Source organism: Rhizobacter sp. P2_H3 (assembly GCF_056403355.1).
In genome coordinates this window covers 1-14,387 of the sequence record NZ_JBFUFQ010000150.1, presented here as the reverse complement: position 1 = coordinate 14,387, position 14,387 = coordinate 1, and the positions used below count along the sequence as shown (strand labels likewise).

Sequence of the window (14,387 nt, the reverse complement as noted above, 5' to 3'; positions counted from 1 at the left end):
TCGGCATAGCGCCAGCGCTGCGCGGTCTCGCCGGGCTGCTGCGCGCCGAGCGGCTGCAGCGGGAACTCGGCGGCGATGCGCGCGACGACCTCGGCCGACGGCAGCACCTCGTCCATGCGCCAGCCGTTGGTGGCGCCGACGTCCATGTACTCGATGAAGCGCAGCACCGCGCCGCTGTGGCGGAAGTGCCGCGCCATCGCGACGATCTGGTCGTCGTTGGTGCCGCGCTTGACCACCATGTTGATCTTGATCGGGCCGAGCCCGACGCGCTGCGCCGCCTCGATGCCGGCCAGCACGTCGGCGACCGGGAAATCGGCATCGTTCATGCGGCGGAACACCGCATCGTCGAGCGCATCGAGGCTGACGGTGATGCGCTGCAGGCCGGCATCCTTCAGCGCCTGCGCCTTGCGCGCCAGCACCGAGCCGTTGGTCGTCAGCGTGAGGTCCAGCGGCAGCCCGTCGCCGGCGGTGCGCAGCGCGGCCAGCATCTCCACCAGCCGCTCCAGGTTCTTGCGCAGCAGCGGCTCACCGCCGGTCAGGCGGATCTTGCGCACCCCGTGCGCGACGAACTGGCGGGCCAGGCGCGCGATCTCCTCGAAGCTCAGCAGCGAACTGTGCGGCAGGAACTCGTAGTGCTTGTCGAAGACTTCCTTCGGCATGCAGTAGCTGCAGCGGAAGTTGCAGCGGTCGGTCACCGAGATGCGCAGGTCGCGCAGCGGGCGGCCCAGCGTGTCGGCGAGCAGGCCGGTGGGAGCAGTCGATTGCGCAGGCACCAGCGGCACGCTGGAGGCATAGCGGTGGTCTGCCAGCGGAATCACTTTGTCGGCCATGGGCGGATTGTGCCCGCCCGGCATGCGTCGGATGGGCGTGGGGCGATTAGGCCTTGACGGCCTTCACGGCCTTTGCCGCGGGTTTGCGGCGGGTCTTGTGGGTGACCTTGCGGGTGGCCGGCGGGCTGCTCGGCTTCAGCACCTCGGGCGCGGTCGGCGCTGCGGCCGTCACCACAGCCGCAAGCGGGGCCGCTACCGCGCCGACCTCGGCCAGCGGCTCGCCGGCCGGAGCGGCAGCGAGCGTCGCAGTGGCCGACGGCACGGCCGGCGCATCGGCCTGCTCGGCGCGGCGGGCACCGGTGAAGCGCTTGGCCCAGTACGCGAAGCGCATGTCCTCGACCCGCACCTCGCCGCCCGGCTTCGGCGCGTGGATGAACTTGCCTTCGCCGATGTAGATGCCGACGTGCGAGAAGGTGCGGCGCAGCGTGTTGAAGAAGACCAGGTCGCCGGGCTTCAGCTCGTCGCGCTTGACCGCTGTCAGGCCCTTGGCGTGTGCCTGCTCGTCGGCGCGGCGCGGCAGCACGAGGCCGAGCGCGCTCTCGAAGACGTGGCGGGTGAAGCCGCTGCAGTCGAAGCCGGAGTCGGCGTCGTTGCCGCCGCGGCGGTACCGCACGCCAAGGAAGTTCATCGCGGTCAGCACCATGTCGGATGCCTTCTCGCGGACCTGCTGGGTGAAGCTTTCGGGGGCTGTCGCTGTCGTGATGACCGCCGGGGCGGAGGCCGCTTCACTGGGCGGTGCCGCAGCCGGCGTGGCGGCCGCGCCACCCGGCGCGATCAGCCCCTTGTCGGTCAGCAGGCGGGAGATCTGGTCGGTATCGGCCCAGGCGCTGCCGCAGCCGAAGGCCGCCGCCACCAGGGCGCTGCGCACGAAAAAGGGGACGGCCGACCGAAACATGCCGCGCAGCATAAAAGAGTCACCGGGCAGCGTCAACGGCAAAAGTCCTTTCAAAACCGGCACTTAGCACGTTCTTTTCAGGCTTTTCCTGGGTTGTTGCGGGGGTGTTTCTGTGGTGTAACCAAGGGTATGAATGCCTATCGCGATTTTCATGCGCGCTCGCTCGCCGACCGCGCCGGCTTCTGGTCCGAACAGGCGGCGCTGATCGACTGGGAGCGGCCGTTCGGGCAGGTCTGCGACGCGAGCCACCCGCCGTTCGCGCGCTGGTTCGTCGGCGGGTGGACCAACCTGTGCCACAACGCGGTCGACCGGCACTTGGCCGCGCGCGCCGACCAGGACGCGCTGATCTACGTCTCCAGCGAGACCGGCGACGAGCGGCGCTACAGCTTCCGCGAGCTGCATGCCGAGGTGCAGCGCATGGCGGCCATCCTGCTGGCGCTCGGTGTGAAGCAGGGCGACAGGGTGCTGGTCTACCTGCCGATGATTCCCGAGGCGGCATTCACGATGCTGGCCTGCGCCCGCATCGGCGCGATCCATTCGGTGGTGTTCGGCGGCTTCGCGAGCGTCAGCCTGGCGAGCCGCATCGACGATGCGCAGCCGGTGCTGATCGTCAGCGCCGATGCCGGCAGCCGCGGCGGCAAGGTGGTGGCCTACAAGCCGCTGCTCGACGAGGCGATGCGGCTGGCCGATCACCACACGCCGCGCACGCTGATGATCGACCGCGGGCTCGCCCCGATGCAGCTCGATGCGCAGCGCGATGCCTCGTACGAGTCGCTGCGGGCGGCGCACTTCGACGCGGTGGTGCCGTGCACCTGGGTCGAGGCCACGCAGCCGAGCTACACGCTGTACACCAGCGGCACCACCGGCCGGCCCAAGGGCGTGCAGCGCGACACCGGCGGCTACGCGGTGGCGCTGGCCGCGAGCATGAAGCACATCTTCCAGGGGCGGGCCGGCGAGACCTTTTTCTGCACCAGCGACATCGGCTGGGTGGTCGGCCACAGCTACATCGTCTACGGGCCGCTGATCGCCGGCATGGCGACGCTGATGTACGAGGGGCTGCCGATCCGGCCTGACGCGGCGGTGTGGTGGAGCCTGGTCGAGAAGTACCGCGTCAGCGTGATGTTCAGCTCGCCGACCGCGGTGCGGGTGCTGAAGAAGCACGATGCCGCGCTGCTGAAGCGGCACGACCTGTCGAGCCTGCGTGCGCTGTTCCTGGCTGGCGAACCGCTGGACGAGCCGACCGCGCACTGGATCGCCGACGGGCTGGGCAAGCCGGTCATCGACAACTACTGGCAGACGGAGACCGGCTGGCCGATCCTGACGATCGCCAATGGCGTCGAGCCGGCGGCCGGCAAGTTCGGCAGCCCGGGCGTGCCGATGTACGGCTACGACGTGAAGCTGATCGACGAGCTGAGCGGCGAGGAGCTGACGCAGCCGAACCAGAAGGGCGTGCTGGTCATCGAAGGGCCGTTGCCTCCGGGCTGCATGCAGACGGTGTGGCGCGACGATGCGCGCTTCGTCGAGACCTACTGGAAGACGATCCCCGGGCGCATGGTCTACAGCACCTTCGACTGGGGCGTGCGCGACGAGGACGGCTACTACTTCATCCTCGGCCGCACCGACGACGTGATCAACGTGGCGGGCCACCGGCTGGGCACGCGCGAGATCGAGGAGAGCATCAGCAGCCACCCGGCGGTGGCCGAGGTGGCGGTGGTGGGCGTGGCCGATGCGCTGAAGGGGCAGGCCGCGATGGCCTTCGTCGTGCTTCGCGACGCGGGGCGTGCGAGCGACGAGGCCGCCCGGCTGCGGCTGGAGGGCGAGGTGATGAAGACGGTCGAGCAGGGGCTGGGCGCGATCGCCCGGCCCTCGCGGGTGCACTTCGTCAGCGCGCTGCCGAAGACGCGCTCCGGCAAGCTGCTGCGCCGCGCGATCCAGGCCGTGTGCGAGCACCGCGACCCGGGCGACCTGACCACCATCGAGGATCCGACCGCGCTGCAGCAGATCCGCGAGAGGGTGGGGTCAGAGCACCTCTGACGCGAAGTCGGCGAGGCGCGAGCGCTCGCCGCGCGCCAGCGTGACGTGCCCCGAATGCGGCCAGCCCTTGAAGCGGTCGACCGCGAAGGTCAGGCCCGAGCTGCCCTCGGTCAGGTACGGCGTGTCGATCTGCGCCAGGTTGCCCAGGCACACGATCTTCGTGCCGGGGCCGGCGCGCGTGATCAGCGTCTTCATCTGCTTGGGCGTCAGGTTCTGCGCCTCGTCGATGATCACGAACTTGTTCAGGAAGGTGCGCCCGCGCATGAAGTTCAGGCTCTTGATCTTGATCTTGCTGCGCACCAGGTCGTTGGTGGCCGCGCGGCCCCATTCGCCGGCGGCGCCGTCGGTCTTCGACAGCACCTCGAGGTTGTCGTCGAGCGCGCCCATCCACGGCGACATCTTCTCTTCCTCGGTGCCCGGCAGGAAGCCGATGTCCTCGCCGACCGGCACCGTCACGCGCGTCACGATGATCTCGGTGTAGCGGCGGTCGTCCATCACCTGCGACAGCCCGGCCGCCAGCGTCATCAGCGTCTTGCCGGTGCCGGCCGTGCCGGTCAGCGTGATGAAGTCGCACTCCGGGTCCATCAGCAGGTTCAGCGCGAAGTTCTGCTCGCGGTTGCGCGCGGTGACGCCCCACACCGCGTTCTTCTGGTGGGTGTACTCGCGCAGCGTGCGCAGCACCGCGGTCTTGCCGGTGATCTCGGTGACCTTGGCGTACAGCGGCGCGGCGCCCGGCGCCTCGAGGTAGACGAACTGGTTGACCAGCAGCGCCGGCACCATCGGCCCGCTGATGCGGTAGTAGGTGAGGCCGCCCTGGTTCCAGCTCTCCATGGTCTTGCCATGGCGATCCCAGAAATCGGCGGGCAGCGGCAGCACGCCGGTGTAGAGCAGGTCGCCGTCGTCCAGCGTCTTGTCGTTGGTGTAGTCCTCGGCGGCCAGGCCCAGCGCACGCGCCTTGATGCGCATGTTGATGTCCTTGGACACCAGCACCACCTCGCGGCCCTGCTGCTGGTCGCGCAGCGCCTGCACGACGCCCAGGATCTGGTTGTCGGCCTTGCCCTGCGGCAGCCCCTGCGGCAGCGTCACGTTGACCAGCGTGGTCTGGAAGAACAGCTTGCCGCCGGCCTCACGGTGGCCGGTGGTCGCGAGCGGCAGGCCGTCGGCCATGTCGCGCCCCGGCTGGTCGGACAGGCCGCCGGCCAGCGCATCGAGGTCGCGGCTCACCTGGCGCGCATTGCGGGCGACCTCGGACATGCCCTTCTTGTGATCGTCGAGCTCCTCGAGCGTGATCATCGGCAGGTAGACGTCGTGTTCCTCGAAGCGGAACAGGCAGGTCGGGTCGTGCATCAGCACGTTGGTGTCGAGCACGAAGAGCTTGGCCGGGCCGGTGCCGCGCGGCTTGCGGGCTTTCGGCTCCGGCGCGCTGCGGCGCGGCTTGTCGGCGGGGTACGCGGCCGGGCTCGCGACCGGCGGGGCCGTCACCGGCGCGATCGCCTTGGCGGTGACCACCGGCGCGGCCTCGCGCGGCGCATCGAACAGGTCGAGCACCGCCGGCGAGGCGGGTTCCTCGCTGCGTTTGTTCTGCGTGCGTTTGCCGGGTTTGGGAGCGGCCTGCGATTCGAAATCGGCGGGGGTCAGGAGGGCGGCGCGTTTGGCAGGCGGCTTGGGCAGTGGCATGGGTGGTGTGTGGGTGTCAGTTGGCGAAGGGGGAGGCAACAGGACAGGCAACAAAAAAGCCGCGCGGTTGCCCGAGCGGCTTGATGTTTGGCTGTCTGGATTCACAACTCACAGGCATGGCCCATTATGCACATCCGCGATGACACCTCAACACAACTCCCGTCATCGTGGATTTTCCGGACCGACCGGCCTTCTTCAGGCCGCTTTCTTCAGGCCCTTGACGGCCTTCAGGATCTCGTCGACGTGCCCCGCGACCTTGATGCCGCGCCATTCGGCCCGCAGCACGCCTTCACCGTCGATCAGGAAGGTGCTGCGCTCGATGCCCTTGACCTTCTTGCCGTACATGATCTTGTTCTTGACGACGCCGAACATGTGGCAGAGCTTCTCTTCGGTGTCGGCGATCAGCTCGAACGGCAGCTCGAGGTTCTGCTTGAACTTGTCGTGCGAGCTCATGTTGTCGCGCGAGACGCCAAAAACCACCGCTCCGGCCTTGACGAAATCCTTGTGCCGATCGCGGAACTGCATGGCCTCGGTGGTACAACCGGGCGTGTTGTCCTTCGGGTAGAAGTAGAGAACGACGATCTGCCCCGCGAAGGCGGCGGGCGTGAACTTCACGCCACCGGTTGCGAGCGCTTCAAATTCCGGGAGGGGTTTGTTGAGGGCTGGCGTCATGAAGAATTCTGGGGAGTTGCGCCGCGGGAGGCGTAGCCGTAGATTATAAGGCCACGGCCATGGCGCTCCGGCCGGGTATCAGCTGCCCAGCAGCAGGCCGACCACCGCGCGGCGTCCCTCCGAGACCAGCACGTTGTAGGTGCGGCAAGCCGCCGCGGTGTCCATCGTCTCGATGCCGATGCGCCGCTCGATCAGCGGGCGCAGCCAGGCGGGCGGCGGGAATCGGATGCGGTCGCCGCTGCCGAAGATCACCAGCTCGGGCGACAGCGCCGCGATCACGCCGAAGTGCTCGGCGGTGAGTTCATCGAAGCGCTCGACCTTCCATTCCACGACCTCACCCTGCCACGGCACGACGATGCTGCGCCGGTGCACGACGCCGTTGATCGAGACGGCCCCCGGGATCAGGCCGGAGACGGCGTTGACGCCTTCGATGCGGTCGGGCTGGAGTTTCATGGCGTGTTCGAGCTGTCGGATGCGCAGGGGCGAGGTTCACGAATTCTTTCACACCGCGTATCCGATATCTGAAATCGAGATGTCGGCATCTTCGCCGCAGATGGTGCACCTCGCGACTTTCCGTTACCAACGGATCGTCACTCACAACCGCCTGCGGGAAGGGCTTCTCCAAATGTCGATGGGCATGCATGACGGCTTTGCATCGTTGGTGCGCGGGGTGCATCAGCGCCTTGGTCTGACGCTCCCGGTCGGCTGGGTCGTCGAGGCAGGAATGGCTGCACGTTCCGAGCTCGCACTGGACGGCGTCGGCTTCTCGTTGTTGTACGACCCGTTGGTCGATCCGCGGCGCATGCGCATGCAGTGCGACCTCGGGGATCCGGCTGAGCCGGCCCCGCGAAGGCTGGAGGACGTGCTGACGCGGATGCTGGAACTGAACTTCGTGTTGATGCTGCAGCAGCGAGGCACGACCCTGGGCATCGATCCGGATTCCGGCCGTGCGGTGTGTGTCATCGACGGTGATCTCGAAGCCATCCAGGCCGACGCGCTCGTGCGCAGCTTGCGAGCGGCCGCTGAACTTGCCTTGCATTGGCGACGCCACGGATTGCTGGACGACGGCGCCCGGGGTGGGGGTGGCACGCATGAAGCGAGGCCTGCCGATCTGCCCTTGCAGCAGCGCATCTGAACGACGGAGACCACCGATGCAGGCACCAAGAACCGTCTCGCGAGGGCACAGGGCAGCTTCCCATCCGCTGTCCGCCGACTCSGCTTTCAAGGAGCAGGTGGTGGGCGACGCCGGCACGGCGCGCTACCTGGTGCAGGAAGCCGCGCACTGGGGGCGGCTCGTCGAACTGATGGAGGGGCGGTGCGTGTCCGGAAGTCCGGGTGATGTGCTGGTGCAGCGCCTGATGGATCTGGCCGACGGCGGTATCGACTTCGTGGCGGCGGATGGCAAGTCGGGCAAAAGGAGCGTCAAGCGTGCCGTGTGCGAGTTGCTGGCGGCGTTTCCCGAGCCGGACCAGGGAGCGCTTGATGAAGTGCACAAGACGCTGAACAAGAAGCTCGAATCGACAGCGGCGAATGGGGATTTGCATACCGCCCTGGAGACTGCCATCAAGCAGCTCAAGAACCTGCGCAAGCGGGACATGATGCCGGTGGCCTGCGACTGGCTCCAGGTGAGAAAAGACGTCGAGGCGCCCTCGGAGCAATTGCAACGCGAATGCAGGATCCTGCTGAACCACGCAGCCGGCTGTGCCATGGAGGGGCGAGGCGGGGAACTGCGTGAGGCACTGAAGGAGCTTGTCCTCGTGGTGGTCGAAAACAGGATGCTGAGAGGGTCGGTGGGCATGTTGTCGATCCATCTGCTGGCGCAATGCCAGGTGGTCTCCCTCTTCCGATCCGATGAGCTGCCGCGGGACGTCTACGACGCGGTGGCGGCTCTGCTGGCGCAATTGCGCCAGCCGTTCCTCTCCCAGGTCGAGGACCAAATCGGTTCGATGCTGCCGGAGGAGGAGGGCATCGCTCAGGAGCCTTCCCCCGACATCCCCGTGAAGGCGCCGCTGTTCGAGCGCATGCCGTGGGTGCTTCGATCCACCCTGAACGGCGTGCGGGAAGGGGGCTGCCACTGGATTGCGATGCTGTTCGCGTCGTGGGCGATCTCATCCGCCATGGAAGCCTTTCTCGGCGCCGTGGACGGGCATGCCTGGCCGCTGGTGACGATCCTGGGTCTGACCGTGGCCCTGGCGTTCATCGGGGTGGACCGGTTCTTCCAGAAGAAGATCGTCAACACGCAGGCGTTCCGCCGGCCGGCAGACGCGCAACTCGGCCGCTACGCCGAGTCGAAATGCTTCAACCTGATGCGGTGGACCTCGCTGATCCTGCCGTGGGCATTGCCGGTGAGCTTCTTCCTGGTCGGGTTGGCTTCCTTCGATGCCCAGGCGCGATCATCGCAAGGCAGCCCGGGAGGCAACGGCACGTCGGCCTTCGAGCCCGAACCTTGGCAGGGTGGCATGCTGTCGCAGAACGCCAGCCTGTGCGAGATCAAGGCAGCGGCGCAGATGTCAGGCGATCTGATCGAGCATGCCTTCCGATGCGCGCTGATACCCGTGCAGGCGCAGATCACCGGCCTGGTCGCGCGTCCGTTCCGTGATCTGCTGCAGTCCGGTTCACGAAGCCGATGGACGTCCGGGCTCTCGTTGTGCCGCTGCATCATCAACCCGCAGGGCGGGAAGGAGTTCATCAAGCTGACGGACGACGAACAGTGGCGGGTGTGGCTGTTGCGGGATGCCCTCTATGCCATCTCGTCGGCAGGAGCCCTGGGGGGCGGGCAGGCATTCGGCAAGAACCTGATTTCACTGATCCAGTTGCGGACCTGCCTGGCCCACGAGGCGATCGGCATCGAGTTCAAGAGCGTCTACGGGCCTGTGAACGAGACCTTGGACGGCTTCTGGCCCGACCTCGCGAGCAAGCTGGTGGCGTGGTGTCCCGCTCTGGTGGGGCTCGAATCGCCACCGGACCAGCCCCTGGTCTGTGTCGTGGATCGCCAGCCCTGTGTCGTGGGCGATGAAGACGGCCTGCCGAAGTTTCGCCGGCATCTCGTGCAGAACGCGTCGGCACGGATCGCGACGGCGGCGACCGGCAACGATGCCTTCGGCTCGCTGGCAACGCTGTGCAGCCGGCTGGGCTACCCCGATGTCGAAACCTTCTTCCTTTTCGTCGGGTCCTTGCTCAATGCTGCGACCGGTGGCGCTCGCGCGCGCAGCGCCAACTACCTGGCCGATCCGGACGGCAGTGCCCATCCCGATACCGTCACACGGTTGGCCGAGGTCATCGTCACCCGAAGCTCGTCGACGGACGTGACGGCGACGCTTCCGACACCACGGGAGCAAAGGATTCGTGAGAACCTGGAACAGCGGCGTGTGATCGCGAGCACCTTCCTGAGTGGTGGAGGCGACAGCGCGGGGGACGGTTCGGCACTCACAGGCACGATGAACGAAGAAGATTCTTCCTGTCATGGCGACCGTGCGGGCGAAAGCTTGCTATGACCGGGCACACAGCAGCGCTGTGCCAAAATTCCGCTCTCCTGACCCCGCCGGAGCCCCCGTTGAAACCCATCTCCAAGTCCAGCAAGCTCGCCAGCGTCTGCTACGACATCCGCGGGCCCGTGCTCGAGAAGGCCCGGCAGATGGAGGAAGAGGGCCAGAAGATCATCAAGCTGAACATCGGCAACCTCGCGGTGTTCGGCCTGGAACCGCCGGACGAGATCGTGCAGGACATGATCCGCAACCTGCCGCACTCGGCCGGCTACACCGACTCGAAGGGGCTGTTCGCGCCGCGCAAGGCGGTCGTGCACTACTCGCAGGAGAAGAACATCGCCGGCGTCACCGTCGACGATGTCTACCTCGGCAACGGCGCCTCCGAGCTGATCGCGATGAGCATGAACGCGCTGCTCAACGACGGCGACGAAGTCCTGGTGCCGGCGCCCGACTACCCGCTGTGGACCGCCTCGGTGGCCCTCTCGGGCGGCACCGCGGTGCACTACGTCTGCGACGAGCAGAGCGACTGGTTCCCCGACATCGCCGACATCAAGGCCAGGATCACGCCGAACACCAAGGCGATCGTCGTGATCAACCCGAACAACCCGACCGGCGCGCTGTACCCCGACAGCCTGCTGCGCGAGATCGTCGAGGTCGCGCGCCAGCACCAGCTGATCGTGTTCGCCGACGAGATCTACGACAAGACGCTGTACGACGGCAACACCCACACCAGCATCGCGTCGCTCGCGACCGACGTGCTGTTCGTCACCTTCAACGGCCTCAGCAAGAACTACCGCTCCTGCGGCTACCGCGCCGGCTGGATGATCGTCTCCGGCGAGAAGCGCCATGCGCGCGACTACATCGAGGGGCTGAACATGCTCGCGTCGATGCGCCTGTGCTCCAACACGCCCGGCCAGCTCGCGATCCAGACTGCGCTTGGCGGCTACCAGAGCATCAAGGACCTGGTCGCCCCCGGCGGCCGGCTGTGCCGCCAGCGCGACCTCGCGCACCAGCTGCTGACGCAGATCCCCGGCGTCAGCTGCGTGAAGCCGAAGGCGGCCCTGTACATGTTCCCGCGCCTCGATCCCAAGCTCTACCCGATCGCCGACGACCAGCAGTTCGCCTACGACCTGCTCGCCGACGAGAAGGTGCTGATCGTGCAGGGCACCGGCTTCAACTGGCTGCAGCCCGATCACTTCCGGCTCGTGTTCCTGCCGAACTCCGACGACCTCTCCGACGCGATCGGCCGCATCGCGCGCTTCCTCGACCACTACCGCAAGCGTCATTCGCACTGATTTTTTTGCACCGATTCCTCAACCAGCCCGCATCGGGCGTTCTCGCACCATGAAACCCATCCAAGTCGGTCTGCTCGGCCTCGGTACCGTCGGCAGCGGCACGTTCAACGTGCTGCAGCGCAATCAGGAGGAAATTCGGCGTCGCGCCGGCCGCAGCATTCAGATCACGATGGTGGCGGCACGCAACGTCGAGCGGGCGCGCGGCATCGTCGGTGATGCCGCGAAGGTGGTGGCCGATGCGCGCGAGGTCATCGCGAACCCGGCGATCGACATCGTCGTCGAGCTGATCGGCGGCTACGACATCGCGAAGACGCTGGTGATGGAAGCCATCGCGGCCGGCAAGCACGTCGTCACCGCCAACAAGGCGCTGCTCGCGGTGCACGGCACCGAGATCTTCGCGGCGGCGCATGCCAAGGGCGTGATGGTGGCCTTCGAGGCCGCGGTGGCCGGCGGCATCCCGATCATCAAGCAGTTGCGCGAGGGCCTGTCGGCCAACCGCATCGAATGGATCGCCGGCATCATCAACGGCACCACCAACTTCATCCTGTCGGAGATGCGGGCCAAGGGCCTCGATTTCGACGCGGTGCTGAAGGAGGCGCAGCGCCTGGGCTATGCCGAGGCCGACCCGACCTTCGACATCGAGGGCGTCGACGCCGCGCACAAGCTGACCATCATGAGCGCGATCGCGTTCGGAACGCCGGTGCAGTTCGAGCGCGCCCACATCGAGGGCATCACGAAGCTGCAGGCCGCCGACATCACCTACGCCGAGCAGCTCGGCTACCGCATCAAGCTGCTGGGCATCACGAAGCGGCGCGACGACCTCGGCAAGAACGCCGGCATCGAGCTGCGCGTGCACCCGACGCTGGTGCCGTCGAAGCGGCTGATCGCCAACGTCGAGGGCGCGATGAACGCCGTCGTCGTGCACGGCGATGCGGTCGGCACGACGCTGTCGTACGGCAAGGGCGCCGGCTCCGAGCCGACGGCCTCCGCCGTGGTCGCCGACCTGGTCGACATCACCCGGCTGCACACCGCCGACCCCGACCACCGAGTGCCGCACCTGGCCTTCCAGCCGAACCAGCTCACCGACACGCCGATCCTCGGCATGGAACAGGTCGTCACCTCGTTCTACCTGCGGCTGCAGGTGGCCGACCAGGCCGGCGTGCTGGCGCGCATCACCGGCATCCTGGCCGAGCACGGGATCTCGATCGATGCGCTGCTGCAACGGGAGTCGGCCGAAGGCGAGGCCCACACCGACGTGATCATCCTGACCCACGACACCGTCGAGGGCGAGATGAACAAGGCGCTCGCGCAGATGCAGGCGCTGCCCACGGTGCTGTCGCCGATCGTGCGCATCCGCAAGGAAGAGCTGTCGTGAAATACATCAGCACCCGTGGCGATGCCACCCAGCGCGGCTTCTCCGACATCCTGCTCGAGGGCCTCGCGCCCGACGGCGGCCTGTACCTGCCGACGCACTACCCGCAGGTCGACGCGGCGACGCTCGCGCGCTGGCGCGAGCTGCCGTACCACGCGCTGGCCTTCGAGATCCTGTCGCTCTACATCGACGACATCCCGGCGGCTGACCTGCGCGCGCTGACCGCGAAGACCTACACGAAGGCCGTGTTCGGCTCCGAGCAGATCGCGCCGCTGACGGCGCTGCGCCCCGGGCTGTACCTGGAAGGCCTGTCGAACGGCCCGACGCTCGCCTTCAAGGACATGGCGATGCAGCTGCTCGGCAACCTGTTCGAGTACGAACTGGGCCGCCGCGGCGAGACGCTGAACATCCTCGGCGCGACCTCGGGCGACACCGGCAGCGCCGCCGAGCATGCGATGCGCGGCAAGCAGGGCATCAACGTCTTCATGCTGAGCCCGCACGGCCGCATGAGCCCGTTCCAGCAGGCGCAGATGTTCAGCCTGCAGGATCCGAACATCCACAACATCGCGATCGAAGGCGTGTTCGACGATTGCCAGGACATCGTCAAGGCGGTGTCGAACGACCTGGCGTTCAAGCGCGCGCACCGCATCGGCACCGTCAATTCCATCAACTGGGCGCGGCTRCTCGCGCAGGTGGTGTACTACTTCGCCGGCTGGCTGCAGGCCACGCGCGACGGGGCGGCGCAAGTCAGCTTCGCGGTGCCGTCGGGCAACTTCGGCAACATCTGCGCCGGCCACGTGGCGCGCCGCATGGGCCTGCCGATCCGGCAGCTCGTGCTGGCCACCAACGAGAACCGCGTGCTCGACGAGTTCTTCCGCACCGGCACCTACCGAGTGCGCGCCGGCAGCGAGACCTTCGAGACCTCGAGCCCGTCGATGGACATCTCGAAGGCATCGAACTTCGAGCGCTTCGTGTTCGACCTGCTGGGCCGCGACGGCGAGCGCACCCGCGCGCTGTTCAAGACCGCGCTCGAGCAGCACGGCCGCTTCTCGATCACGCCGGACGAGTTCGCGCGCATCGCCGCCGACGGCTTCGTCTCGGGCCACAGCACGCATGCCGATCGGCTCGCGACGATCCGCCTCGCGTACGAACGCTTCGGCACGATGATCGACACGCACACGGCCGACGGATTGAAGGTCGCGCTGGAGCACCTCGACCCGGCGGTGCCGATGATCGTGCTCGAGACCGCGCTGCCGGCCAAGTTTGCCGACACCATCATCGAGGCGCTGAACCGCCAGCCGGCCCGGCCGCACCAGCTGAACGGCATCGAGGACCTGCCGAAGCGCTTCGAGGTGATGCCGGTCGATGCCGAGGCGGTCAAGCGCTACATTGCCCAACGCGTCACGGCCCACGTCTGAGCGCGCCATGAAAGTCATCGGCTTCAGCGGCTACTCGGGCTCCGGCAAGACCACGCTGGTCGAGCAGCTGATCCCGCTGCTGCGCGCGGCGGGCCAGCGCGTGTCGGTGGTCAAGCATGCGCACCACGATTTCGACATCGACCAGCCGGGCAAGGATTCATACCGCCACCGCCAGGCCGGCGCGTTCGAGATCGTGATCGCCTCCGACCGGCGCCTCGCCAAGATCCGCGAGTACGAGCAGCTGGCCGAGCCGACGGTGCACCAGCTGATCGCCGAGTTGGTCGAGTGCGACTGGGTGCTGGTCGAGGGCTTCAAGCATGCCGACCTGCCGAAGATCGAGGTCTGGCGCGCCGCCACCGGCAAGCAGGCCAACTACCCGACCGATCCGTTCATCGTCGCGATCGCGACCGACAGCGCCGACCGCCTGCCCGAGCCGACCTCGCGCCCGGTGCTCGACCTGAATGACCCTGCCGCAGCAGCCGCGTTCCTGCTCGCCGATGCTTCGCGCTATGACTACCAGTTCCCCGCCATCCCCTGATCGCGCCAAGGCAGCGCTGCTGTCGCTCGACGACGCACTGGCACGCCTGCTCGCCGCGGTGCAACCGCTGCCGGCCGGCGAGATCGAGACGCTGCCGACCTTCGACGCGCTCGGCCGCGTGCTGGCCGCCGACGTGCGCTCGCAGCTCGACGTGCCGCCGCTCGCGAACCG

The 14,387-nt window shown here is 67.5% G+C and carries 11 protein-coding genes and 2 pseudogenes; 8 read left to right on the top strand and 5 right to left on the bottom strand.

Annotation, left to right across the window (positions count from 1 at the left end):
- A partial coding sequence (gene moaA / locus AC1D1T_RS22510) for a GTP 3',8-cyclase MoaA (RefSeq protein ID WP_477992519.1) occupies nucleotides 1-830 on the bottom strand: 830 nt, incomplete at its 3' end.
- Between the two features lie 238 nt (nucleotides 831-1,068).
- Nucleotides 1,069-1,635, bottom strand: a pseudogene (locus AC1D1T_RS22505) (C40 family peptidase); the annotation flags it as partial.
- A 219-nt stretch (nucleotides 1,636-1,854) separates the two neighbouring features.
- Here AC1D1T_RS22505 and AC1D1T_RS22500 point away from each other — a divergent pair.
- Nucleotides 1,855-3,759 (top strand): propionate--CoA ligase, encoded by a 1,905-nt coding sequence (locus AC1D1T_RS22500; RefSeq protein ID WP_477992518.1) that lies wholly within the window; start codon nucleotides 1,855-1,857, stop codon nucleotides 3,757-3,759.
- Here AC1D1T_RS22500 and AC1D1T_RS22495 read toward each other — a convergent pair.
- From AC1D1T_RS22495 to AC1D1T_RS22485, 3 genes are all read right to left on the bottom strand, one after another.
- Entirely contained in the window at nucleotides 3,745-5,436 is a 1,692-nt protein-coding gene (locus AC1D1T_RS22495; RefSeq protein ID WP_477844178.1) for a PhoH family protein, read from the bottom strand. The genes AC1D1T_RS22500 and AC1D1T_RS22495 overlap by 15 nt on opposite strands.
- A gap of 195 nt (nucleotides 5,437-5,631) precedes the next feature.
- On the bottom strand, nucleotides 5,632-6,108 hold the full coding sequence (locus AC1D1T_RS22490; RefSeq protein ID WP_047511976.1) for a peroxiredoxin: 477 nt from the start codon (nucleotides 6,106-6,108) through the stop codon (nucleotides 5,632-5,634).
- Nucleotides 6,109-6,186: 78 nt separating this feature from the next.
- A complete protein-coding gene (locus AC1D1T_RS22485; RefSeq protein WP_465112536.1) occupies nucleotides 6,187-6,561 on the bottom strand; it encodes an Mth938-like domain-containing protein in 375 nt (124 codons plus the stop codon).
- 19 nt (nucleotides 6,562-6,580) lie between these two features.
- On the opposite strand from AC1D1T_RS22485, the gene AC1D1T_RS22480 reads away from it, so the two are divergent.
- From AC1D1T_RS22480 to AC1D1T_RS22450, 7 genes and pseudogenes are all read left to right on the top strand, one after another.
- Nucleotides 6,581-7,243, top strand: coding sequence for a CesT family type III secretion system chaperone (locus AC1D1T_RS22480; protein WP_477992517.1), 663 nt, complete (start codon nucleotides 6,581-6,583; stop codon nucleotides 7,241-7,243).
- Between the two features lie 100 nt (nucleotides 7,244-7,343).
- Nucleotides 7,344-9,602: a hypothetical protein gene (locus AC1D1T_RS22475; protein ID WP_477992516.1), complete on the top strand. Its 2,259-nt coding sequence runs from the start codon at nucleotides 7,344-7,346 to the stop codon at nucleotides 9,600-9,602.
- Between the two features lie 59 nt (nucleotides 9,603-9,661).
- Entirely contained in the window at nucleotides 9,662-10,888 is a 1,227-nt protein-coding gene (locus AC1D1T_RS22470; RefSeq protein WP_047511988.1) for a pyridoxal phosphate-dependent aminotransferase, read from the top strand.
- A 49-nt stretch (nucleotides 10,889-10,937) separates the two neighbouring features.
- The gene (locus tag AC1D1T_RS22465) at nucleotides 10,938-12,263 is read left to right on the top strand and encodes a homoserine dehydrogenase (RefSeq protein ID WP_477843212.1); all 1,326 of its coding nucleotides are present in this window, start codon (nucleotides 10,938-10,940) and stop codon (nucleotides 12,261-12,263) included.
- Nucleotides 12,260-13,678 carry a threonine synthase gene (thrC, locus tag AC1D1T_RS22460; RefSeq protein ID WP_477992515.1) on the top strand — a complete coding sequence of 473 codons (1,419 nt, stop codon included), beginning with the start codon at nucleotides 12,260-12,262 and terminating at the stop codon, nucleotides 13,676-13,678. Before AC1D1T_RS22465 ends, thrC begins: the two co-directional genes overlap by 4 nt.
- Before the next feature lie 7 nt (nucleotides 13,679-13,685).
- On the top strand, nucleotides 13,686-14,216 hold the full coding sequence (gene mobB, locus AC1D1T_RS22455; RefSeq protein ID WP_047511998.1) for a molybdopterin-guanine dinucleotide biosynthesis protein B: 531 nt from the start codon (nucleotides 13,686-13,688) through the stop codon (nucleotides 14,214-14,216).
- Nucleotides 14,188-14,387: pseudogene (locus AC1D1T_RS22450) on the top strand (molybdopterin molybdenumtransferase MoeA); the annotation flags it as partial. The gene mobB and the pseudogene AC1D1T_RS22450, both read left to right, overlap by 29 nt.